At 37.0% G+C, this 23,993-nt stretch carries 20 protein-coding genes and 1 pseudogene; 10 read left to right on the forward strand and 11 right to left on the reverse strand.

The window, feature by feature from the left end:
* Nucleotides 1-97: 97 nt before the first annotated feature.
* A pseudogene (locus P20495_RS20205) lies at nt 98-517 on the forward strand (group II intron maturase-specific domain-containing protein); the annotation flags it as partial.
* 68 nt (nt 518-585) lie between these two features.
* Here the strand turns inward: P20495_RS20205 and P20495_RS20210 are convergent.
* Nucleotides 586-1,083 carry a hypothetical protein gene (locus tag P20495_RS20210; RefSeq protein ID WP_033015166.1) on the reverse strand — a complete coding sequence of 166 codons (498 nt, stop codon included), beginning with the start codon at nt 1,081-1,083 and terminating at the stop codon, nt 586-588.
* Nucleotides 1,084-1,716: 633 nt separating this feature from the next.
* Here P20495_RS20210 and P20495_RS16185 point away from each other — a divergent pair.
* Nucleotides 1,717-2,016, forward strand: a complete 300-nt coding sequence (locus P20495_RS16185; protein ID WP_242401456.1) for a hypothetical protein — start codon at nt 1,717-1,719, stop codon at nt 2,014-2,016.
* 567 nt (nt 2,017-2,583) lie between these two features.
* On the opposite strand, the gene P20495_RS16180 is transcribed toward P20495_RS16185, so the two are convergent.
* The gene (locus P20495_RS16180) at nt 2,584-3,495 is read right to left on the reverse strand and encodes a LysR family transcriptional regulator (RefSeq protein ID WP_008134411.1); all 912 of its coding nucleotides are present in this window, start codon (nt 3,493-3,495) and stop codon (nt 2,584-2,586) included.
* A 190-nt stretch (nt 3,496-3,685) separates the two neighbouring features.
* Between P20495_RS16180 and P20495_RS16175 the strand changes: the two genes are divergently transcribed.
* The 3 genes from P20495_RS16175 (at nt 3,686) to P20495_RS16165 (ending at nt 6,538) form a co-directional block, all read left to right on the forward strand.
* Nucleotides 3,686-4,363: a glutathione S-transferase family protein gene (locus P20495_RS16175; protein WP_008134412.1), complete on the forward strand. Its 678-nt coding sequence runs from the start codon at nt 3,686-3,688 to the stop codon at nt 4,361-4,363.
* 86 nt (nt 4,364-4,449) lie between these two features.
* On the forward strand, nt 4,450-5,577 hold the full coding sequence (locus P20495_RS16170; RefSeq protein WP_008134413.1) for a zinc-binding dehydrogenase: 1,128 nt from the start codon (nt 4,450-4,452) through the stop codon (nt 5,575-5,577).
* A gap of 403 nt (nt 5,578-5,980) precedes the next feature.
* Entirely contained in the window at nt 5,981-6,538 is a 558-nt protein-coding gene (locus P20495_RS16165) for a TMEM165/GDT1 family protein (protein WP_008134414.1), read from the forward strand.
* A 121-nt stretch (nt 6,539-6,659) separates the two neighbouring features.
* On the opposite strand, the gene P20495_RS16160 is transcribed toward P20495_RS16165, so the two are convergent.
* The 4 genes from P20495_RS16160 to P20495_RS16145 all read right to left on the reverse strand — a co-directional run bounded on the left by P20495_RS16160 (nt 6,660) and on the right by P20495_RS16145 (nt 11,569).
* Nucleotides 6,660-8,813 (reverse strand): TonB-dependent siderophore receptor, encoded by a 2,154-nt coding sequence (locus tag P20495_RS16160; RefSeq protein WP_008134415.1) that lies wholly within the window; start codon nt 8,811-8,813, stop codon nt 6,660-6,662.
* Between the two features lie 87 nt (nt 8,814-8,900).
* Nucleotides 8,901-9,428: a DUF6436 domain-containing protein gene (locus tag P20495_RS16155; protein ID WP_008134416.1), complete on the reverse strand. Its 528-nt coding sequence runs from the start codon at nt 9,426-9,428 to the stop codon at nt 8,901-8,903.
* Nucleotides 9,412-10,878, reverse strand: a complete 1,467-nt coding sequence (locus tag P20495_RS16150; RefSeq protein WP_007375610.1) for a methyl-accepting chemotaxis protein — start codon at nt 10,876-10,878, stop codon at nt 9,412-9,414. Before P20495_RS16150 ends, P20495_RS16155 begins: the two co-directional genes overlap by 17 nt.
* 136 nt (nt 10,879-11,014) lie before the next feature.
* Nucleotides 11,015-11,569: an isochorismatase family protein gene (locus P20495_RS16145; protein WP_007375611.1), complete on the reverse strand. Its 555-nt coding sequence runs from the start codon at nt 11,567-11,569 to the stop codon at nt 11,015-11,017.
* A gap of 152 nt (nt 11,570-11,721) precedes the next feature.
* Here P20495_RS16145 and P20495_RS16140 point away from each other — a divergent pair, with 152 nt between their 5' ends.
* Complete coding sequence (locus P20495_RS16140; protein WP_008134417.1) at nt 11,722-16,233, forward strand: EAL domain-containing protein; 4,512 nt, start codon at nt 11,722-11,724, stop codon at nt 16,231-16,233.
* A gap of 48 nt (nt 16,234-16,281) precedes the next feature.
* On the opposite strand, the gene P20495_RS16135 is transcribed toward P20495_RS16140, so the two are convergent.
* Nucleotides 16,282-17,178, reverse strand: coding sequence for a cation diffusion facilitator family transporter (locus P20495_RS16135; RefSeq protein ID WP_033015172.1), 897 nt, complete (start codon nt 17,176-17,178; stop codon nt 16,282-16,284).
* A gap of 447 nt (nt 17,179-17,625) precedes the next feature.
* Here P20495_RS16135 and P20495_RS16130 point away from each other — a divergent pair, with 447 nt between their 5' ends.
* Nucleotides 17,626-18,579: a slipin family protein gene (locus P20495_RS16130; RefSeq protein ID WP_007375614.1), complete on the forward strand. Its 954-nt coding sequence runs from the start codon at nt 17,626-17,628 to the stop codon at nt 18,577-18,579.
* A 21-nt stretch (nt 18,580-18,600) separates the two neighbouring features.
* Nucleotides 18,601-19,056: an NfeD family protein gene (locus tag P20495_RS16125; protein WP_008134418.1), complete on the forward strand. Its 456-nt coding sequence runs from the start codon at nt 18,601-18,603 to the stop codon at nt 19,054-19,056.
* 34 nt (nt 19,057-19,090) lie between these two features.
* Here the strand turns inward: P20495_RS16125 and P20495_RS16120 are convergent, their stop codons facing one another.
* Nucleotides 19,091-19,963 (reverse strand): SMP-30/gluconolactonase/LRE family protein, encoded by an 873-nt coding sequence (locus tag P20495_RS16120; protein WP_007375616.1) that lies wholly within the window; start codon nt 19,961-19,963, stop codon nt 19,091-19,093.
* A gap of 154 nt (nt 19,964-20,117) precedes the next feature.
* Here P20495_RS16120 and P20495_RS16115 point away from each other — a divergent pair, with 154 nt between their 5' ends.
* Nucleotides 20,118-20,954, forward strand: coding sequence for a patatin family protein (locus tag P20495_RS16115; protein ID WP_008134419.1), 837 nt, complete (start codon nt 20,118-20,120; stop codon nt 20,952-20,954).
* A 9-nt stretch (nt 20,955-20,963) separates the two neighbouring features.
* Here the strand turns inward: P20495_RS16115 and P20495_RS16110 are convergent, their stop codons facing one another.
* The 3 genes from P20495_RS16110 to P20495_RS16100 are packed head-to-tail and all read right to left on the reverse strand — an operon-like array spanning nt 20,964 to nt 23,085.
* Complete coding sequence (locus P20495_RS16110) at nt 20,964-21,209, reverse strand: hypothetical protein (RefSeq protein WP_008134420.1); 246 nt, start codon at nt 21,207-21,209, stop codon at nt 20,964-20,966.
* Nucleotides 21,206-22,801, reverse strand: coding sequence for a PepSY domain-containing protein (locus P20495_RS16105; RefSeq protein ID WP_193371847.1), 1,596 nt, complete (start codon nt 22,799-22,801; stop codon nt 21,206-21,208). Before P20495_RS16105 ends, P20495_RS16110 begins: the two co-directional genes overlap by 4 nt.
* A complete protein-coding gene (locus P20495_RS16100) occupies nt 22,798-23,085 on the reverse strand; it encodes a hypothetical protein (RefSeq protein WP_007375620.1) in 288 nt (95 codons plus the stop codon). Before P20495_RS16100 ends, P20495_RS16105 begins: the two co-directional genes overlap by 4 nt.
* A 642-nt stretch (nt 23,086-23,727) precedes the next feature.
* Between P20495_RS16100 and P20495_RS16095 the strand changes: the two genes are divergently transcribed.
* Nucleotides 23,728-23,949, forward strand: coding sequence for a hypothetical protein (locus P20495_RS16095; protein WP_007375621.1), 222 nt, complete (start codon nt 23,728-23,730; stop codon nt 23,947-23,949).
* Nucleotides 23,950-23,993: the final 44 nt, after the last annotated feature.

Here is a 23,993-nt window from a genome sequence, read left to right on the forward strand (position 1 = left end):
CTTTTTGCGTGATTCCTTATTTATAATAACGCACTCTCATGCTGTTTTTGTTGGCTTTTTTCGTAATAATTAGGATGGCTGCCATCCTAATCTTCCACAGTTCCACGAACAGGCGCTAAAGAAATTTAAAGCAAATGTAAGGGAACTCACTAACCGCAACTGGGGGATCTCAATGACCCTACAAATTCATAAACTCACGCAGTATTTACGTGGCTGGGGACACTATTACCTAATAGCCAACACTTATCAGTTAACGGTGGATTTAGATCATTGGATCCGCCGTAGGATAAGAATGTGCTACTGGCGGCAATGGCGTAAACCACGCACGAAAGTACGCAGTTTAATAAAACTGGGTGTTAGCGAACGACTCGCCATAGCCTGTGGTATCACCAGCAAAGGCCCTTGTCGAAGCTCGAAAACAAAAGGAATTAACATTGCATTAGGTAATGACTATTTAGCGTCACAAGGTTTAGTGTCATTAAGAGATATTTGGATCAATATTCATTACGGGAGATGAACCGCCCATTGCGGACCCGCATGATGGGTGGTGTGGGGGCTGGAGGTTAGAGACCTCCGGCTACCCGATTAGGCATATATATCTACTACCTCAGTTGGTATTTCTAAACGAATATCGATACGAACTAAATCCCCAGCCGCTGTGTTTTTGAGAGTAGGCGCTTCATCAAATGATTTACATTGAGGAAAAACTACTAAAGATAGGAATGGCTCTTTACGAACAGTATGGTACATCAGAGTTTCACCCATTTCATTGGCCGTCCATTGATTTGGACCACTTAATATTTTTCCTATGGCGTGAAAGACAACCCGAATAGATGAACCGTTATCAGTATCTCCGAATTTATATAGATCAGTGGGATGCCTTATCTCGATACCTATTCTAGTTAACTGCTCCCGCAAATCTTTAGGTAGCAACTCTGTAAATCCGCATTTCCAGATAAAACACCATTCGCAATTGCAATCATGGGCAGGCAAACCCTTTTGATTCTGTATTTCTCGGGTAGCCTCTAGGTGAGTAGCTAGCTTCCACTCTGAAATTGGTATTGTGGGTCGCTGTTTCTTCATGAGTGTCTAACGAGCCTGTAGATTAACTCGTTTTTTATTTGTTTTTATTGATGCATTAACCATAGCCGAGTTCCTATTTTGATTCAATTAGTTACTTCAATTTTACGTAAAATATAAAAAGAGGATTTGCTGTTATTTTAACTGGTTTTACAAGGGATTACGGGGTTTTAGAAGTTTATTTTAGGGGTTCAAACTAAAGCCGACAGTCACTCTAATTGAACAAGTAAATGCACGGTTATTCTCATTTAATCCATTAAATAAGTCATTAGCCCTATTAAACCTAAATTACACACATGAAATGGCTGCATGATTCAGTTTTAACTTTTTATTGAGTAGTTTAAGTTTTATGCGAATAGTTTTTCGCAGTTACTGATATTCGCTCGCCGTTTTCGGTTAAAAATTTTACAGTAACTTGCTTATTATGACAGCCTGTCTACTACATCATGAAATACTCGCGAAAGTTTAGGATGGGCGTCTTTGTTACTTTCACTTATGTCATTAAATGTTAATTTTTTTGTCACCAATCTTAAGTAAGTTACTAGGTATTATCATTTTACTAACAATTAGGTTGGTAAATAATATAGGATTACAGTGATGAAAAATTTATTTTTGAAAGTAGTTTTAAGTCTTATCTTGGCGATATCATTTTCAAGTCAAGCCAAAGTATTTACTTGCAGTGGTATTATTACAGACGTATTTTCAACGTTTGATACTTTTGAAGTTCGTTATGAACGAGCTTCTGGATTTGAGCTTGAACCTGTTATTGTATACCCAGAACAGGCATATCTATTAGCACCGGTATTAGTGGCAATAGCTGAAGGAAAAAATGGCAGTGAATACACTTTAATCATAGAGAATAGAGACGGTAATGATAGCCGTTGCCATGATGGTGAAAGTGAGAATGCATTAATTGGTTTATCAAAGATTAACTAATAAGACGTTGTAGCCTTTTAGTCATATTGTTACGACTGAGTGACTTAATAGATTATATCCTGACCTACTAAAATTCAATTTCAGAACTAAGCTAAGAAACTAAGATGTTGAATATAATTTATTTTCGGCTTAATGAGATACATATTTTATGTGGGTTGGGTGTACTACCTTTATGTCAGTTCTGGTCTATGGCTTAGTTTTTAAGCGGCATAAAGATAAGCAGTAATACCAATCCGCAATAATACTTAATCAATTTTAGGGATTAAATTTAACGCTAACCACGTTAAAAATTTCTGATATAGAACAACTAAATAACGAAATTTTTGCCTTGTTATCGACACGATTTTCTAACAAAATAAACTAGACAGCCACTCTAATTGCGCAAACAAAACGGTGGCAATTTAATTTAATTTTTAAGTTAATAATTTACCTTTTATTGCGGGTTATTTTCATTCCATCCATTAGATAATAGTGAACGAATAGGTCGCTGGTTAAAAACAATCGATTCGCGGATTCAAATCTGAAGTGCCTAAGCGTAAATATAGCGCCCTGAGATTACTCACTTTATTAACTTTCATTTGTTACTTTTATTTTTTGCACTAAAAAATCCACAGCCGCTTTTACCTTTGGTACTAAGTAGCGTTGTTTTTGATATAACAAGTACACGGCCATTTCGGCGCTTTGCGTTATGGTAAGTTCATGTTCAAACGTAAGCTCTTGCAATTTTCCTGACTCTAGATATGAAGCTAACGCCCATCGGGTAGACATTAAAATACCTTCACCGTTGCACGCCTTTTTTGCAAGCCAAGGTCCATTGTTTGAAATAGCGACAGCAGGCCCTGAAACATCATGCCATTGACCACTCATATTGCACAACCAAGGCGTTGGCCCTAATGGAGCTTTAAAATAAAGACCCTTATGATGCTGCAACTCCATCGCGTTCATCGGCACCCCGTATTTTTCTAAATAACGGGGTGAAGCGACGGGAATGAATCCATTGTCCATAAGCCTTATTGCAAGTACTCGCTCATTTGGGGCGTAACCGCCACGAATAGCAATATCAACATCATCACGTCCAAGTGTTGATAACTCATCACTTAAACTAACATCTAATATAATTTCTGGGTACAGCTGGCTGAACTCATCAAGTAAAGGAAGTAGGATTTTTTCGCCAAAACCCACCATCGAACTAATACGTAGACGTCCCATTGGGGTAGTTTGGTAACTACGAACAGTTTCATTGCTTTGCTCTAACTGATTTAGTATTTGCTGCATGTCGTTATAATAAATCTGGCCTACTTCAGTCAGCTTTACAATACGGGTCGATCGCTTTAAAAGCGTTGCACCTAAACTTTTTTCTAAATCTGCAACTCGCCTTGATAAAGAAGATGGCGGTACATTAAAAACGTTTGCAGCTTTAGTAAAACTTCCTGTTTCTACTACTTTATTAAAATATCGTATTGCCCGAAGTTGATCCAACTCTTCTCTCCATTAAGTAAATTTGCGAATGCCTTTATTATTGTCTTAAAGGCAAAAGTGATTCGCATTTTCTCTTATATATAACCAAATTAAAACAAGTAATAATGTATTTAGCTTAACGACTGAGATTTTAATTTGCATTTTTGATGCAATTAAAAAGTACCTTCACATTAATAATGGGAACTGATTTATGATTACTTTGCACGGCTTCGCCGCGAGTAACTATTACAACTTAGTAAAACATGTACTTTTGTATAAAGAACTCTCATTTAAAGAACACCTAATTTATAGTGGTAACGATGACTTATTGGCCATCAGTCCGGTCGGTAAAGTCCCTGCTATTACTACATCTGAAGGACTTAATATTTCAGAGTCGAGTGTTATTTGTGACTTTATTGAAGAAACTTATCCTGAAAATGCGTTATACCCAGAAAATGCCGGAGAACGCGCTGTTGTTCGCCAAATAATGAAAGTAGCTGAACTTTATTTTGAATTGCCAAGTAGACGATTAATACCTTATGTATTTTCAGGCACTGAAGTCCCTGAATCACTAAAAGTTGAAGTACGCCAAGTATTAAGCCGTGGCGTTATTGCCTTAAGTCGATTATGTAAATTTTCTCCTTGTATTGCGGGTGAGCAATTTACAATGGCTGATATTTACGTTTATTACGTTAACACCATTGTCAGTGCTTTTGGCTCTAGCCAACTTGACTGGGATGTACTTGCACAAGTACCTAAAATGAAAGAGTGGAACGATTCGATGAGTCAATCTGCTATTGCCCAAAAAGTAGAAGCGGATCGACAGGCAAATATACCTGAGTTTATGCAAAAGATTAAAACTCAAATTCAAGCAGTGAATCCAAAGTAATATTTTACGCTAAGTGTAATCAAAAAATAACCAATACAATAAAGCGATTGGTTCAACGAACTTAATTATTGACAGGAGTGACCCAAATGGCAGATACAAATATTCAACTTACTTCAACTATTAGTGAAAATGGTAAGCTAACACTTGCTTTAAAAAACATCGAAATGCCGCAACCTGGCCCCGATGAAGTTGTTGTTCGTCTTGAAGCTGCTCCACTAAACCCTTCAGACTTAGGCGTTTTATTCAGCGCAGCTGATATGTCTACAGCGGTGCAATCAGGTACTGTGCAAAACCCTGTTATTACAGCTGATGTTCCGGCTCAATTTATGCCCTCACTTAAAACGCGAGTTGATAAAGCAACGCCAGTTGGAAATGAAGGTGCTGGGACTGTTGTTGCAGCTGGCTCATCGCCAGCAGCACAAGCATTAATAGGTAAAACCGTAGCTGTAATTGGTGGAGGAACTTATCGTCAATTTATATGTGCCAATGTGCAGAGCTGTTTAGAATTAAAAGAAGGGACTACAGCTAAAGAAGGTGCGTCATCTTTTGTTAACCCGCTTACCGCACTAGCAATGGTAGAAACCATGCGCGCGGAGGGTCATAAAGCCATTATTCATGCCGCTGCAGCTTCTAACCTAGGCCAAATGTTAAACCGTATTTGTATTGCCGATGGTATTGATTTAATAAATATTGTGCGTAAAGCAGAACAAGAAACACTATTACGTAACATGGGTGCAAAATATATTGTTAACTCAAGTAGCGACTCTTTTCTTTCGGACTTAACGGCGGCAATTATTGAAACGGGTGCAACGATTGCGTTTGACCCCATTGGCGGTGGTCAATTAACAAGTGATATTCTTAATTGTATGGAAGTTGCTGCAGCTCGTGATATGAAAGAGCACACTATTTATGGCTCTGACACATTCAAGCAAGTTTATATTTATGGTGCATTAGATCGAGGCCCAATTACGCTAAACCGTAACTTTGGTTTTGCTTGGGCTGTAAATGGATTTTTATTATTTAATGCATTAGGTAAATTAGGAACTAATACAGTAATGGCGATGCGCGAACGTGTTGCAAATGAAATTACTACCACATTTGCAAGTCACTACACACATGAAGTGTCATTAGCTGAAGTATTGCATTTAAAATCAATTGCGGCTTACTCTAAGCAAGCAACCGGTGAAAAATACTTAATTAAACCTCAGGCTTAAGTGAATTTTAAAGCTCACTATGGTTTAACTAATTGATTTTAAATATATAAAAGCAGATGCTATTTATAGCGTCTGCTTTTTATTCATTTTTTAAAATAAAAGCAAACGCCATACTCTTCTTAATATTTACCGAATAAAAAATTTATGGAATAATGCAATTTCTCTTGGGGGAGTAGCCCACTCAGTACTGTCAATTACAATAAATAACTAGTTAGTGAACTAGAGCACTTATATTTTAATTAATTGATAAACGAGTAAACTTATCAACATAATTGCACCTCACGTGCATGGTAAGTTTGTAATGTTGTAGCAGCATTATCGGCGAGACCTAGGTAGGCACTATCCTCATGGCGGGAGATAGTTGTTTGCCTTGGTTTAATATTCCCGCCTGTAAGTAATATTTATGGAAGTTTTTTTCACATCAACCGTCACCGTAGCCTTAGCTGAAATAGGTGATAAAACACAGCTTTTATCGTTAGTACTTGCCGTCCGTTTTCACAATAAAATAGCACTTATTTTAGGTGTATTAGCCGCAACTATTATTAACCATGGCCTCAGTGCTTGGTTTGGAAATTGGCTGAGCAATAACTTTGCAACTCAGTACATGCCATGGATTGTTAATGTTAGTTTTATTGGCGTTGGCCTTTGGCTGCTTATTCCTGATAAGGATGAAAAAATTAGCCATAAGCACGATAAATATGGTGCTTTTTTTGTCGCGTGTATATTGTTTTTTATTGCCGAAGTTGGTGATAAAACACAAATAGCAACCATTCTATTAGGCGCGCAATACCAATCAATTTGGTGGGTTACTCTTGGCACTACACTGGGCATGTTAATAGCAAATGTACCTGTTATTTTTGCAGGTAATGCGCTTTTAAGCCAAGTGCCATTAAATACAGTGCGTGCAGTTTCGGCCAGTGTATTTGTTTTACTAGGGTTATATGGTTTTGCTACTATTTAACCCAAACTCCGGAGAATAAACCTATCTCAAGCAGCTATTTCCAACCTTAACTACATTTACTTTAAAACGAAAGCTCAATATTATTGAGCTTTCGTACTTTTATCTTAGAGGTACTTTGGTATTAAAACTGATATTTTGCAGATAAGTATACGCGTCTTGGCTCACCAGGAAAATGCCCAGTGCGGTCAATAAAGCCACTCGATGCATATTCTTTATCAAAGACGTTTTTAACTGATATTTGCCATGTCCAGTTTTCTACTTGCGTTTTCCAGGCCATGTTATAAATTGTATATGGCTTAACGTGTGCGCCATCAAGGCTTACTTGTTCGTCAACATAGTCAAGCCCTGCAGCTATTGATGAGTTGATGTTTGGTAAATCGTAGCGCGTCCATAAGCCAGCTGTATTTTGTGGGGCATTTGCAAATTTATCAGTGCCTTCTGCTTGCGCAGAAAAATCTTCACTTTGCTCATTAATACGCGTGTCGTTATACGCATAACTTGCGGTAACAACCCACTTGTCAGTTATATCACCCACTATCTCAAGCTCAAAACCATCACTTTGTACTTCACCTAGGGATTCAAGTTGATCAATTCCCGTGTCGTTTTGCAATAAGCTGGTTTGTAATATATTTTTACGAATAATCTGATACGTCGCAATATTAATGGCTAACGAGTCATCAAGTAACTTAGTACGTAAACCTAGCTCTGTAATATGGCTGTTTTCAGGCTCAAATGGTCCACCAACTTCTTGCGACTGGCTTGCTGCATCTTGCGGTAAAAAACCGGTGCCATATAAAGCATAAGGAAAAAAAGTATCGCTAATATTGTAGCTAGTACCTACCCTAAAAGTAACATCGCTATCAGAGAACTCAACGTTAGATACTTTATCCGTGTCTTCAAAATGATCGTAGCGCAAGCCTGCAGTTACATTCCATTTTTCAGTGATATCTACTTGGTCTTGTATATAAATACCTAACCTTTTTGAGTCTGTGCTTATAATTCGCGGTGTTATATTTTCTAAGTCGTAATTAGCCGCCGATGTTAAACCATATTGTGGATCAATCAGCGAGAGTCCAGGTACAGGGCCGCCTTTACTTTGTTGAGTCGCAGTGCGGTACACGGCATCAAATTTTGATGAGTACCAATCAGAGCCCACTAAAAACATATGTTCCATATTGGCTATGGTTGTTTCAGCAATTAAATTAGCGGTAATACTTAGCCCTTCATTCTCGCGCTTTTGATCTCTAAATTCGCGTTCACTCCAATCAACAACACCATCATTATCGGTATCAGACAAGCCACGTGGCTCATGATAGTTTTGTTGCTCTTCATTGGTAAAATAACGAGTCGTAACATCTAAGCTAAACACATCACTTAATTGGTTTTTATACGTTGCTTGGTATACGTCCGCAGACATTTTTTGATAGTCAGTTGCTTCATTATGATTCCAATCTCTACTTGCAATAAAATCACCATTTTCGTCAACAGGCACACCACGTAAACGTGCTCCTCCTAAATCTTGATCTATATTAGTATATTGCAGCACAAGATTAGACTCATCATTAAAATCAAAGCGATAGCCTAAATCTATAATGGTATTATCTTCTGCCGTGTTATATCTAAACGGGTTTTGACTATCTTTGTAAATACCAATTCTGTAAGCTTGCGTTTGCTCATCATTCACGCTACCCGTTGATTCGAATGCGCCACTTATAAAGTCATCATTCCCGATTTCTAATTCAATGGCAGTATTAGCGTCATATTGTGGCTTTTTAGTCATATAGTTAATAATCCCACCAGGATTACCACTTCCATAAACTGCCCCACTGGGACCTTTTAACACAGCAACTTGCTCAATGTTAAATAACTGCGGAACAGCAAAGCCATTAAACGGATCACCTTTTACGCCATCATATAAAATTTCGTCTTGGCGAAATCCTCTAAAAGTAACACCCGAATAGCTAAAACCATTTACACCTGCGATATTACTGTATAAATCGGTAATTTGACGTGCAGCTTGGTCACTTATTAAAGCTTGTGGCAATATTTGAATTGATTGTGGTATTTTTTCTAGTGGAGTATTGGTGCGTGTGCCAAATGCTGACTCTGTTGGTCGATATAATGAAAAAGCGCGACCCGTTACTTCAATAGTCTCAATAGCGTTTTCAGCTTTGTTTAATGAATTAAGTGATGTTTGTTCTACTTCACTAGCGATTACGTTTGCAGAACTGAAAATAATAGATGTGATTGCAAGAGATAAAAGAGAAAATTTCATTAGAATTAAATAGGCAAAAATACGGTGCGGGCATGATAATGAAAATAAATCTCACTTGCAATAACGTAATTACTTAACGAGGCGTGTTTATGATTCGTTATTTGTGCAATAACAGCCCTTTGTGTCAGTAATTAATAACTCAGAATTAAACCCTAAAGCCAAATTAGTAATGACTGTTTCAACAAAGCCACTCCCCTGTGAACACGCTAATCCTTCAGACAATGGCCCTGCATAAACAAATTGCCCGTGCTTATCTATAATGACAGCAGCAGGCGTAGCAGGTACAACTCGCTTCAATTGCTGCGTTAGTTGAACCTGCACAACACCAAGTCCTTTGCTTTTGGCAAAAGTAGTGAGTGAATTTATATGCGGCTTAGCCTGCGTAAAACAGCCACAACTTTCCTCAGTAACGAGTAGCAGCGACGCTGTATCTTTATTGTCCCACACAATCTGTTGTTTAAAGTCATTAAACCAACTTTTTTGCATAAATACTTTAGCGCTATCAAAAGTTTTTAACTGCCCTAATTGAAAATACACCAGCCCAGTTATAACAACACTAAACCACACAATGATAAGTATGGCATTCCAATAATTAACCTTATTTAAATTTGGCAATACTTTGCTCTAGCACGTCAATACTGACATGTATTAATTGTACTTTAGAGGTCAGTTGTTGAACTATTTTAGTGTCTTCATATTGATTTTTTCGCATATGATCAGTGCTCGTAGCTATTTGCGAGGTGTTTACTGCTTGTTCTGCAACAACCTGTGATACCGAATTTGTACTTGTAGATACCGCAGCAATTTGCTCGCTCATTGCAGAAATGTTCTCTTTCATTGCAGTACTTATATGTGTTAAATCAACAACAAAATCAACACATTGGCTCATAGACTGGGTTGATGTTTTACTGTTATTAACTAAATCTTTTAATGTAAGGCTAATTTTGTCTGTCGTCGCTTTACTGTTATTCGCAAGTGATCTAACCTCATCAGCAACCACAGCAAAGCCACGCCCGTGCTCACCCGCTCTCGCAGCCTCAATTGCCGCATTTAATGCTAATAAATTAGTCTGTTCAGCAATACCTGATATTTCATTAAGAAGACTTGAAATAACATCCCCAGCGGCAACTAAATGATTAATTTGCTCTTCAGTATGATTTAAAAGAGTTAGTAGTTCTCTACTCTTACTGTCAGTTTGTAGCACTTCATGCAGGGCATCACTTGCGGCTTGGGTGATGTTATCTACTTGATGTTTTAAAATCTCACTTTCTTGCTCTACAAGTTTAAAGCCATGCGCAACTTGGGCACCCGAACTGGCAATATCATCAGTTTGTTGTGTTCGTTGCTGTGCCCCGTCAGCTAATTGAGCCTGTACTTGAATCAACTCTTGAGAGTTACCTTGTAAAGAGTCAGATTGTGTCTGCACTTCTTTAATTACATCAGATAAATAGTCGAGCAACGTATTAAAACCTAAAACAGCTTCACTTTCAGTAGCGTCAGCCCGTAAAGAAAGCTTAATGTGAGCAGGGTCTTGCATTATTTGCTCTGTTGCATAGCTTAGCGATAAACCAGCTCTACGCTCTCGTCGTAATGTTATTGCGATATACCCAGCTACGATAACTTCAACTATTGCATACCCGGCATGGATAAGTACCGTTGTAAAAGCAAGTCTGTCAGGGTCGAATACATACACACCTGTATTTTGAGTTTGTAAGTAATAAAAAGAAAAGTGATGGACAGCGACAAATAAAATTGCAGTTATAAATACACGCCATTGTACAAATACGATTAGCATGGGCATTAAAATAAATATTTCAAAATGCACTTCAATCAGACCAAACGTTTGTTGTATATGCAAAAAAGAAAACATCATAGTTGCTGCTGCAACAATATGTGGTGTTATTTGACTATTTACATTTGTGTTGAGTAACCAAATAGGTAACAAACAAAGTGGCAAACCTACAACAAAAGCTTGCATCAACGTATCAAAATATAAGCCTAAAACTATTGATTCAATAAATAGCAGACTAAATATAATTGTAAATAACCTAGAAACATTAGACATAAAAACCTTACTACTTTTGATTTATCAGTTAAGCCCGATTCATACGTAGTTAAACGCCAATAAGTTCATTGGAATCAGGAAAATTTGGTGAATTTATTTATCCGCTTTATTTTTAATTTAAAGCAGGGTCTATTCATTATTTTATTATAGACAAAACTTCTTTAAATGTTGTCGTTGCTGAATTTTTTACCCATTGAAAAATAACAGTTTCAGCACACGAAATTATAGCACCCGCTTGTTGTAATTGATCAATAGCAATTTGCTTATGCTTTTCATTTCTAGAACCGACGGCATCTGCAATCACAATTACGTCAAACCCGCTTTGTAAAAGATCTAAACATGTTTGCAATACACAAACATGTGCTTCAGTACCAACAACAATTATCTGAGGCCGAGCAAACTGCTTCATACTCGCCAGAAAACCAGGTTCGGCACAGGCACTAAAGTGTGTTTTATCGAAATACGTTGCTTTTGGTAAAAGCGCTTTTATTTCATCTTGTGTGCCACCTAAGCCTTTTTTATACTGCTCTGTAATTAAAACGGGTATACCATATATAAGGCTCGTTTGAGCCAGCTGTAAAGTACAGCTCAAGATTGTAGGAAAACACTCTATCGCAGGTGCCAACTTGCTTTGCAAATCAATCACTAAAAGCACACTTTGTGAAGCATCAATATTAAATACCCTACTCATATTTACCTCATGGGTTTATAACACCAGTATTTAAAAGTTAACTTAATTCAATCACCAAAAAATGTTTGACTCATGTATCTTTCATACGAGTCAAAATTTAAATTTATGCTATATTACAATACTATCCTACTTATTATGGGGCGAGTTTATAAGTGTATTGGAGTAAGTTTTTTTTCCTCACCATCGCTGTTTGTTTTCTTGGCATAGGAAGTGTATCAGCTTCGCAAAATTATGCTCAACAGCTACAACGCATCTCAACTGATGAAGGCTTATCACAAAGTTATGCACTGCAATCGATTCAAGATGATATTGGTTACATCTGGATTGCCACGGCACAAGGACTAAACAGATATGATGGTTATCAAATAAAAACCTTTGATGGGGGTTTCGACCTAGACCAAGACTACATTAATAAACTGTTTAAAACCCAAGACGGTCAAATAATTGTTTCTACCGATGTATCTGGCGCATACATGATTAACCCGCTGACCCTAAAAACAGAAAAAATTTATTCGGGTCAACTAGATAAAAAACAAACAGATTTCTCTCCTATATCTAGTATCACACAATTAGAAAATACATTTTATTTTGCGATAAACGAAAAAATATTTAGCTTTAATAATGCTGAAAAAAAATTAGATTTAAAAATAGCTCTAAAAAATAAAAATTATTACATCAGAGCTCTTAAAATTTACGACAATATACTCTATGTAGGTACAGATAATGGACTTTTTACGTATAATTTAAAAACACAAAGTCTGGCGCCGCTGACAATTCACCAACCTAAAAAAACAACAGTCGACAACAATGACATCAAGTTTTTAACAATTGATGATGACTTAGGGCTGTTAATTGGCACTGTGGAAGGAATGTATCGCATTGCATTTAACACCACTAAACAGATTGATCCTACCCAGATTACCACTCTTATTGCTGATTATAATATTTGGGATTATGCGAACACTGTATATGGTGAGTTTATTGCAACTGAAAGTGGTTTGTTTCAATATCACAGAGACACAACCCAATTAGAATTCATTTTAAGCTTTGATAAAAGCAAATTTAACATCACCGAAAATACAATAAACAATTTAATGCTTGATAGATCAGGTGTACTTTGGCTCGCGTCTCGAACACAAGGCGTACTTACATGGGCAACTCAGACTCGTAGATTTAAGCAGATTACCTTACCTAAAAACAATACCATAAATAAAATTTATCAAGATAAAAATCACATTCTTTGGTTAGGCACCAACGATGGTCTAACTCGCTACAACTTAACAACAAAAGACAGTAAAACATATTTGCAATCAACTGACTCTAAAGCGGTTTATGGTGAATATTCCGTATACGACATTTTTCCTTCTCAGCTTGATAATAAGTACCTCTGGTTAGTGCGGTTTAATGGACTGGATCTATTTGACAAAAGCACCGGCAAAATTATCGGAAAAAGAAACCAGAAAAAAAGTGGCGTGAATGGTGAGAATCTATATGGGTTTTCCCCTTTCAGCTCCGATGTTTTTACCTATATGTCTAGTGAAAACTTTTATATCTATAGTGGAAAAACAGGAGAAAGCAGAGTAATCAATGGATTGAAAGACAAAGTCAACCCTCTAAAGGCTTATACATTTCACCAACCATTGAAATCGCATCCTGAAGAGCTGCTATTGAGCACTGCAAAAAGACTATATCGCTATAATGAGAAAACGCAAAAGCTCACCACTATTTTTCAATCGAACAGCACTAAAGATAATGTTTTTCATACAGTAGAAAATATTTACCTTGATGAAGCTCGGGATACTTTGTGGCTAGCTACCACTCAGGAAGGGCTAATTGGTGTAAACCCAAGTACGTATCAAAGAAAACATTATATAGGCTTAAAAAACACACTGAGAACTGATTCTATCTATTCGTTGCTTGCAGATGATCACAACGGATTTTTATGGGTTAGTAGTAATAATGGTTTATATCAGCTCAATTTAGATACGCTTAATACTAATACTTACACAATAGAAGATGGTTTAAGTACAAATGAATTTGAGCCAATTTCAGCCGTTAGACTGCAAGATAATCAGCTCGCATTTGGCAGTAACTCTGGACTACAGGTATTTGATCCATCTGATTTTATCACTACCAGTTCAAAGAGTAGCCTTGCAATTACTGATATAGGCCTATTTTCAAAAAGCCTAAGTTATTATCCAAATGAATACACTAACAAGCCATTAATGCTTAGCCATAAAGATATGGGCCTGATGATTAGCTTTTCTATCTTTGATTATCAAAACAAAGACAAAGTACGTTATAAAGTCACTTTATCAGGACCAACCTTGCTTACCTATGATGATTTAAAAGTAAATAAAGTCTTTTTTACTAAATTACAACCCGGCGATTACTCTCTCACTGTATCGGCATACACCAGAGATGGAGTTAATATAAGCATACCAAAAACATTCAACTTTAATGTAGCGTATGCCCCTTGGCAATCACCTATTGCCTATACTGCCTACTTATTCGGTATTATCATCATTTTGTCTTTACTTTTTTGGCAGTATCGCAGTCGCCAAATTGTGATTGGAAAAGCTCACAGAGCGACGAACGATTCGCAAAAGCAAACTGAGCTTGCGCTTAAAAATAATAAAAGCGGTGTATGGAACTATTACTTTAAGGATAACTCTGTAAACACACAACGCGGAAAAGAGCTAGGTTATTTAGACTTACCTAAACGTATTCAACTAGATGATTTTTTAGCCTTGATACATCCAGATGATCGCCGACGAATTGAGGGGCAATTACTTTCATATGCTCAGCAAAACGATACGCTAAGCTTGCAAAATAATTGGCAAGCTACATATAGATTACGCCATAAAACAGGTCATTGGTTATGGTATCAAGACCTTGGCCAAATTGTGTATAAACCACAATCCTCTGAGCCTTTGTATATTTCAGGTATTTATACAAACATTACAGAGCAACGAGCCAATGAACAACAAGCGGCTATTCTTGGTCAGGTTTTTAGTCAAATAACCGATTGGCTATTGATCCTTGATGATCAACTTATGCCTTTTTCAGCCAATAATAGCTTTATTAATACATTTTCAAACAAAAAATCTATTGCCGAATTAAACCCTAAACTTTTCATTAAAGCGATAGGTAAAGCCAAGTGTAAAGAATATTCAGCAATATTAAAGGCGTTAAAGCCAACACAAAATTGGCGTACAGATGCCTATATCAACACCGCAATAAACAATGAGCATCCTATACATATAAGCGTTACAGCAGTAGCAAAAGACACCAATGACGTAAGCTACTACGTTGTCGTTATCTCTGATTTAACCGAACAGAAAAATGCAGAAAACGAGCTTCGCTATCTAGCAAATTTTGATCCCCTAACACGCTTACCAAACCGTAGCTTAATGCATCAAAAAATAGAAAAAGCGATTAATCATGCAGACAAAAGCAATAAGCAATGTGCACTACTATTTATCGATCTTGATAAATTTAAACCCGTAAATGACTCATTTGGGCATGCCGTGGGCGATAAGCTACTTTGTAATATTACACAACGCGTAACAAATATACTGAGTAACAAAGCAATACTTGGCCGCCAAAGTGGTGATGAATTTTTAGTACTGATAAAGCACGTAGATTCACTAAAGTCGCTTACTGAGACAGTAAAAGAAATTAGCCGCGAATTGGCAAGCAAAGTCATTATTGAGGATTTCTCTATCAATATATCTGCCAGTATTGGTGTTGCTCTTTATCCATTCGATGCTATAAATGCAGATCTACTGATCCGAAATGCTGATGTTGCAATGATGCATGCAAAGCAAGCTGGCAGAAATGGATTTAAATTTTTTAGTGAAGAAATGAATGAAGAAATAAAACAAAAGCTTATTCTTGAAAATGATTTAAAAGATGCCGTAAAAGACAATCGGTTTTTTAATCATTACCAACCTATAGTTGATATAAAAACAAAAACTATAAATGGTGTAGAGCTACTGATGCGCTGGGATAATAAAGGTCAATTAGTGTCACCTGCTGTATTTATCCCTATCGCAGAAGAAACAGGATTAATAGAAAAACTTACAGAGCAAGCAATGAAACGAGCACTTATTGAGCTTGCTCCAATTCTGAGCAATAACCCATTGTTTTATATTTCTTTAAATTTATCACCTAAACATATTTTAAAAGCGAATATAACTGATCGGCTACTCTATATATTAGCAAAATCACAAATATCACCAAGGCAGATCAGACTTGAAATTACAGAAAGTATCTTACTTGAAGACAAGTTTAAAGCAGCTAAACAATTACAAAACTTAAAAGCAGCTGGTTTCAAATTACTGCTTGATGACTTCGGCACGGGTTACTCGTCATTAACGTACTTAAGTCAGTTCCCTATAGATGTAATTAAGATTGATCAAAGTTTTGTTAATAGTATTGGCATTGATAAAGACGATGAATCTATTATTAAAACGATATATTCGTTAGCTGAAAACTTAGAGCTTTATTGCATTGCCGAAGGTGTTGAAACACGAGAGCAAATGATATTTTTAGCAAATATAGGTTGCCATGTACTACAAGGGTATTACTTTGCAAAGCCAATGAGCGCCAAAGAGTTACGAAAAAATAGTTGTTTTGAAGAAATTTTGGGGTTAATTTAATTTTACTAATTCGTATGCGAATAAAATCACGCCCAGCATGTTCATAAATTAATGAACATGCGTATGCTCAGCATGGCTCTCTATTTGCAACACACTACTTTTAACATTGAATTTGTCTGACAGCACTTGCTCTACTTTTAAGCGACACGCTTCGTCGTGTTTTTCAATAGTGCAGTGCTGTTTAAGTACAACATGGGCACCAACTACGATCCCTCTGTACTTACGAGTAACAGTGACATTATGCACATCATGCACGTGCTCCATACGCGTTATTTCGTTTTCAATATCAATTGCTTTTGGTAACTGCGTTTTATTTAAACGTAAACCTTTAATACAACTAATAATTACTTTAATACCAGTAAATAAAACAAACGACGCAATCAACATGCTAGATAGAATGTCAATTACATCCCAGCCAGTAAAATAAATAAGCACACCAGCAACAAAAGTCGATACAGTAGAAATTAAATCAAAAAATGAGTGTAGGAATACGGCATAGATATTAATACTTGCTTTGCGTCCTTTGTATAAAACCCAAGCAGCGGCACCATGAAACAAAAACCCGATCCCCGCAATTACCGACATTAAATAACTATTAATAGCAAGCTCATGCCCCTCACTATGATGCATGAACCGTTCACCGCCTTCATACAAAATAATTAAGCTAATAGCTAAATACAAAACACCATTTACAAGTCCACCTAATAACTCAGCCCGTTGATGTCCATCATTATAGGTTTTAGCAAAATGAATCGCTAAGCTAGACGCAATTAAAGCAATAAAAAGTGAGCTATTATGGACAAATAAATGACCCGCATCAGCAAGTACCGCAAGTGAATTTGAATAATAAGCCCCGATGACTTGAATAACCATAAATGAGCACGTGATAGCCAGGGCAATCAGTAGCCTACGGCGTGAAGCTTGGTGTGTAGTGATCTCTGTCATGAAGTGCTTGAATTACCTATACTTAAAATGCAAGTAAGCCATTAAAAGGCTCAACTGGAAGGAGTAATGATATACAGTATCAATTGTAATACTTTACGCACTTAAACGCACTAAAAAGTTAAGTAAATAGATATAATAATTTTGTCTCGTTATGGGGTGGTTTTCTCATTGTTAAATAGCCCTGTATTTAAGTAAATTAATATACAGCTATTGAGTTACATCCAATATAAAACTGAGAATAGAATATTTTTTCGAAAGTAAACTTTCCGGTTCGTGCAGTAAAAATTGATAAAATTAAAATGCCAGCACTTTCAAAAAATGCTATATCACCCCACTTCTCTAGTGCCTATTTTTGTGGTTAAAACGCCTTAGTAGTGATAATCTACACACGCTGAAATTATAAACAATACAACTGCTCAGCGTTTAATTATTATAAGGAATGTTTAAATGGATCCAGTCACACAAATTCTCGATATGGTTTTTACTGTTGAGGCTTTTTTACTTGTTTTTGTTATCGTGCTTTTAAAAAGTAGCGTTAAATTTGTACCACAAAATCGCGCTTGGTTAATCGAACGTTTTGGTAAGTACCAATCAACTAAAGAAGCTGGTCTTAACTTTATTATTCCATTTATTGATAGAATATCGGCTGATCGTAGCTTAAAAGAACAAGCTCAAGATGTACCATCGCAGTCAGCTATCACTAAAGATAACATCTCACTTATAGTTGATGGCGTACTGTACTTTAGAGTACTAGACCCGTACAAAGCAACGTATGGCGTTGACGACTATACATTTGCGGTTGTACAACTTTCGCAAACAACCATGCGTTCAGAATTAGGTAAAATGGAGCTTGATAAAACATTTGAAGAGCGTGATTTACTTAATACAAACATTGTTGCAGCTATAAATCAGGCATCTGAGCCTTGGGGTATTCAAGTACTTCGCTACGAAATTAAAGATATTGTGCCGCCTAACTCTATTATGGAAGCGATGGAAGCACAAATGAAAGCTGAGCGTGTTAAACGAGCTCAAATTTTAGAGTCAGAAGGTGATCGCCAAGCAAATATCAACGTTGCTGAAGGTAAAAAACAAGCACAAGTACTTGCTGCTGAAGCCGACAAAGCCGAGCAAATTTTACGCGCTGAAGGTGAAGCAACAGCTATTACTACGGTTGCAGAAGCACAAGCAAATGCACTTATTAAAATAGGTGAAGCCGCAGATACAGAGCAAGGCCAAAAAGCAATTCAGTTAGACTTAGCAACTAAAGCAATCGCTGCTAAAGAAGCCATTGCTCGTGAGTCATCAATTGTATTACTGCCAGACAACGCGACAGATGCAAGTTCAATGGTTGCCCAAGGTATGGCAATCATTAATAGCTTAAATAAAAAGCATCAGGGTTAATAACTAAATAAAGAGGTTTGTATGGATTTTATTACGCAAAATTTACCGCAAACACTTATGGTACTTGGTATTGTTGCTTTAATAATAGAAGTAGCAGTACTTGGCCTTTCTACATTTATTTTATTGTTTTTTGGATTATCGTTATTCCTTACCGGATTATTAATGAGTTTTGGTATTTTACCTGACTCATTAACCATAGCCCTTTGGAGTAACGCAGTTGTAACCGCAGGCTTGGCGGTTGTACTTTGGAAACCATTAAAACAAATGCAAAATCGCGTAGATAAAAAACAGGTAAATAGTGATTTTGCTGAACTTACTTTTGTACTTGCTAGCGATGTAACAGAACAAGGTTTAACTACACATCAATACTCAGGTATTAGCTGGAAACTCAAAAGTGAGCAACCAATTAGCGCCGGTACTGAAGTCTTAGTAACCAAAAAAGAAGTGGGTGTTATGTGGGTTAAGCCTAAAAGCTAATCATCACTTTAAAACAAGCACTGTGTATAATAAATTACAGTAAAACGGGCGGCTCAAACTGCCCGTTTTTTATGCCTGAGATTTGAAATACAGCGCCTTGCTCACTAACAGTATTATTAACCGCCTCATCAAACGCCGATGTCACAAGTAACAACTCAGCATTTTTACCACCGAATGCAGCGCATGTCGGTTTTATTGCACAAAGCTTTATCGTTTTAATTAACGCACCGTCTGGGGATAAACACATAACACACCCCATTCCCCACACAGCTAGCCACAAATTGCCTAATTTGTCGGTTACGCAGCCATCGGGGTCAACATCCATATTATTAAATTGATAAAAAACACGTGGCTCAGCGCAAGGTTCGCCAGTTTGCTCATCCAAATCTAATACATAAATACAGCTCGTTAAAGAGTCGCAGTAATAACCGCGTAAACGTGGCTTATCAAAGCACAACCCATTTGGGATACTCAAGCCATTTACAACGGCTTTAAGCTGGCGTTTATAATAACGGTATATTTTACCATCCCCTTTTTTAGCATTTACATCCATTGTACTTAACCAAAAGCCACCCCATGGATCAGCACGGCCGTCGTTTGAACGCCTATTTAGCTGTGTATTTTCAATATTAAGAATAAGATGTCGAGTAGTTGAATTAATATGATATTTATATAAGCCAGTACTTGTACAGAGCAGCAAGTGCTGCTCATCAATCCAAGCGATTGCACTGAGCGTATCGGGCATATTAACTGTTTTTAGTTGGCTTTCACTGTGTATGTTTTTGCTTAAAAGTAATTTTTTATTTATGTCGACCCAAAAAAAAGTATTCAGCACAGGATGCCAAAGTGGACTTTCTGCAAGCTGATACTGTGTGCTTTCAAAAATGGTTACGCTAGGATCAAACATAAGTAATTATTCTTTATTATTAACAAAGCCTTGTAATATTAAACCTTACCAGAAAACAGTGAATTTCGCGATGTGTACCAGGCTTTAATTTATCAACACCATTAGTAATTTTTAGACTGAGTTGATAACATCAAATTTCATAAAAGGATTGACCATGAACAACAATAATAAAAATACACTCGTCGTTGAAGGCGGTGCAATGCGTGGTATATTTGCCGCAGGTGTACTTGATGAGTTTTTAAAACAACAATACCAACCGTTTGAACGCTATTTTGGTGTATCAGCTGGCGCAACGAATATAGCCGCATTTTTATGTAAGCAACCAATGCGAAATTATAAAGTGATTACCGACTACTCGTGCCGACCTGAATTTATCAATTTAGCGCGTTTTATTAAAGGTGGTCATTTATTTGATTTAGACTGGCTCTGGCAAGAAACAATTCGCGAAATACGCCTCCATACGGAAGTATTTGATCAAACTCCACACGAGTTTTATATTGTATCTACGGCAATCGAATCGGGCAAAGCGCACTATTTAAAAGCCACCAGCACCGATATGGTACATCAATTAAAAGCATCGTGCGCTATACCCATCGCATATCGTGACTACCCTATTATTAATGGCATAGCGATGACCGACGGCGGGGTTGCTGATTCAATTCCGGTAATAAAAGCTTACGAAATGGGCGCACGTGAAATCACCGTTATTTTGTCTCAATGTTTGGGCTATCGTAAAAAACCAAGTAAAGCACCTTGGCTTACTAAAAAAATGTATAAAGACTACCCCGCATTAATTCAAACTACGTTAGGTAGATCTGATTTTTATAATAAGTCTATCGATTTTATTATGAATCCACCAAATGACTGCAAAATCAATATTATTGCACCACCTGCTAACTTTAAAGTTGGGCGTACCACTAAAAAGTTTGAAATACTTAATAGTGGTTACAACATGGGGATTGATGCTGCTAAGGCCTTTTTAGCTAAATAACTGCATTTTTCACCCTAATAATTGCGGTGCTTTACCCGCAATAACTGCAGTTAGTAAACCAGCTAACATGGCCCCGACAACGGTGCATATTGCACCGCCTAAAATACCGTAAATACTCATAAAACATATCAGCGCTAAACCAAATAACAGCGTACTTAAAAATGTTTTAGTCACTATTGTTAGTGTATTTTTTCGTATGTTGAGCATCATTAGTAGCAAACTCACCATTGCAATTGTAATTAGTAGCTCGTTCATGCGGGTTGTACCTCGGCTTGTAATTTTTGTGTGTTTTTTATTTTTAAGGCAGCAAAAATACACGCGATACCCACCACCATAAAGCTTATATCTACTACCGCAACAAACGTACTATTAAGGTTAATAACATTGCTCACGCCAAATATAATATTGAGCGGCAGCACCAACGCAAGCGAAGCGCCGCATAGCAAAAGAGTCAGCTTAAAATAGTTTTTATAACCTACAGGCAATACACTTAAGAGTAACCATGCCAACCACGTATAAAAAAACACGGGTCCAAAAAAGCTATTTTGCGCCACACCAATAACGGTATAATTAAGTACAACTTGTAAAGGAAATAACACAAAGCTTGCTAATACCAAACCTCCACAACTGCCAATAATAAAACGATTCCATCGTGCATATGCCTGCATACTCAGCGACGGGCTACTGCCACGTGTACGCTTTGCCAGCCACATCATCATCCCTGAAATAGGTAAAAGCGCGGTACTTAAGCCAAGCAATACCCAAAGTAATTTTACAAACACCCCTGCAAAGTTCCCAAAGTGCAGCGGAAACATCAACTCAATTACTTGTATTGATACACCCGAAATATCACCAAAACTACTCATCGACTGCACAAACTCACCATTACCACGATAATGCAGTAACTGAGAAGCAACAGCCTCGCCACCTAACAAACGCAAATACACCTGCGCATTCGCATCGTTATGCGCCATTATTGTGACATCCCTAATTACTGCTTCAGGGTAACGGCTATGGGCATTCTCTAAAATAGTGTCTATTTTTGTAGGTTGCTTAATATGGCTAACTACCGGCTCAGGAATGGCGGTAAACGTTTCTATTAACTTATCTTGATCGCCACCAAAGCTCACAAACGCAGCTGCTGGTAGTAAAATAATGGTCGCGAGCCCTAAAAATGATCCTGTAAAACCAATCACAATATTAAATACGCTGCCCCAAATACCTATAACTTTGTGAGCATCACTGACTGCAATATCTAACCCTTTATTTCGTCTAAACGTAAAAAGCTCTTTTATCAATTTACGATGAATAAACAAGCCTGTAACCGCACTTACTAAAAGCGTTAGGCCTAAAAATCCAGTGAGTATTAACCCAATTGGTCGCCCTAAATGCAAGTCTGCATGAAACTCGCCTATATAAGTTGGCGCATCCGTTTTTTTATTAGCGTAAAATTCTTTACTAGGCCCATAGTAAGTATTTTCCAGCGCCAATGTATTGGGATGAAATTGAAATACTCTGGCCACCTCTTGGTCGTAATTTTCATCACCATGGTGAGATTCAAATACCAACGTTAATAAATGAAAGTTATGTCCACTTGGCAAAAACACATGAATGTTTTCGCCAAATTCACTAGGTACTTGTTTATGGTATTCATTTACTAGTCGATTAATTTGCGCGCTGGCAACGTGTTGGCTAGATTGTAGCTCTGGATTTGCCCATATTTTTAACTCAGGTCGCGACAGCACTGCTAATGCCCCACTAAATGCAACAATAAACAGCAGTACCGCAGTAATAATTCCTACCCAGCTATGTAATAAAAATAGCTTTTTTAAAGTAATCGACTTCATCCCTGCCCCTGCGTTAACGCCCAAAAACTCAATAAACCATGTGATACACACAGTACAATCATCACAACAAAAGGTTGCCATACCTTTTGCGCCAAATACGCATAAATAAACAACGCAGTCCAAATAACAGGAAAAAGTAAAATAGGCAGTAATATTTGTTCATTCATTTGAAACGGTAAGTAGGTTGTCATACCCGGAATTATTATTACCGCAGTAATTAGTGCTAATACACACGCAATTAAGTGTCTTCGCCGTGTGGCTGTAAACGTTTTTTTATTATCCATTCTTCGCTCATTAAATTTGCCTAAACATATACAAAACCGCACATGCAAATGATAACAATTGCCATTATATTGTGCATTTATTACTTAATGCAATTTATTAAACAAATTAAGCCGCTTTTATACTAAAAGCACGGTTGGTTTTTCTTATTAGCTTTTATGCTATGCAGTGCAATTTAGGTACGCAGTAATGCCCCTTTTCAGTGAAGCCGAGTTTGATTTTTTCGTTTTCTCTTGGCTTACCTGTATTAGCTATTCCCTCAGGCTACGAGTTGCTTAAACATTAGATGGCGTAACAGCCCTTTTAAAGCCTTTTATAGTCACTTATTTTTCTATTAAACTATTCATACGGTTTCTAGAAAATTTCACTTTTGTTAGTTTTGGTCTTTACCGAATCGTATTTGGTGGTATTTTATTAACTAACCTGAATTCTGGTTAAGAGATTTAAAAACACTATAAATAATAACGATATTTAAGTCTGTTTCTCTCTAGCTAGAAATTTTTGGTGAAAACAAGGCGAATTTACGCGTCAATAGCTGGTCTATTGCAAGGAAATTCAACGCAATTAGCGCTAAAAATAGCTGCTTGAGATAGATTTATTATCCAGAACTCAGGTTAGCTATAACCTACACATAAGAGAACATTATGAGCGAAAAAATAAACGAAGAAGCACTCCACGCACTTAAAATAGCCTTTACTTACATGCCTAAAGCGATTGAAGTGACAAAGTATGAATATGGCGAGCGCTACCAAAGTGTGCTTGATCACATTGAAGCTGTACGCGAAACATTGCTTATTAACGATGTTGATCCTGAAGAAGTAGGCGGCGATATCAACCCTGAGTACACACCCAATTCAACTTATTAATATAATGATTTGATAATTAAAAGATTTATAAATAATCTTTTGTG

This window comes from Pseudoalteromonas sp. BSi20495 (genome assembly GCF_000241185.1).
In the GTDB taxonomy this organism is placed as follows: Bacteria; Pseudomonadota; Gammaproteobacteria; order Enterobacterales; family Alteromonadaceae; genus Pseudoalteromonas; species Pseudoalteromonas fuliginea.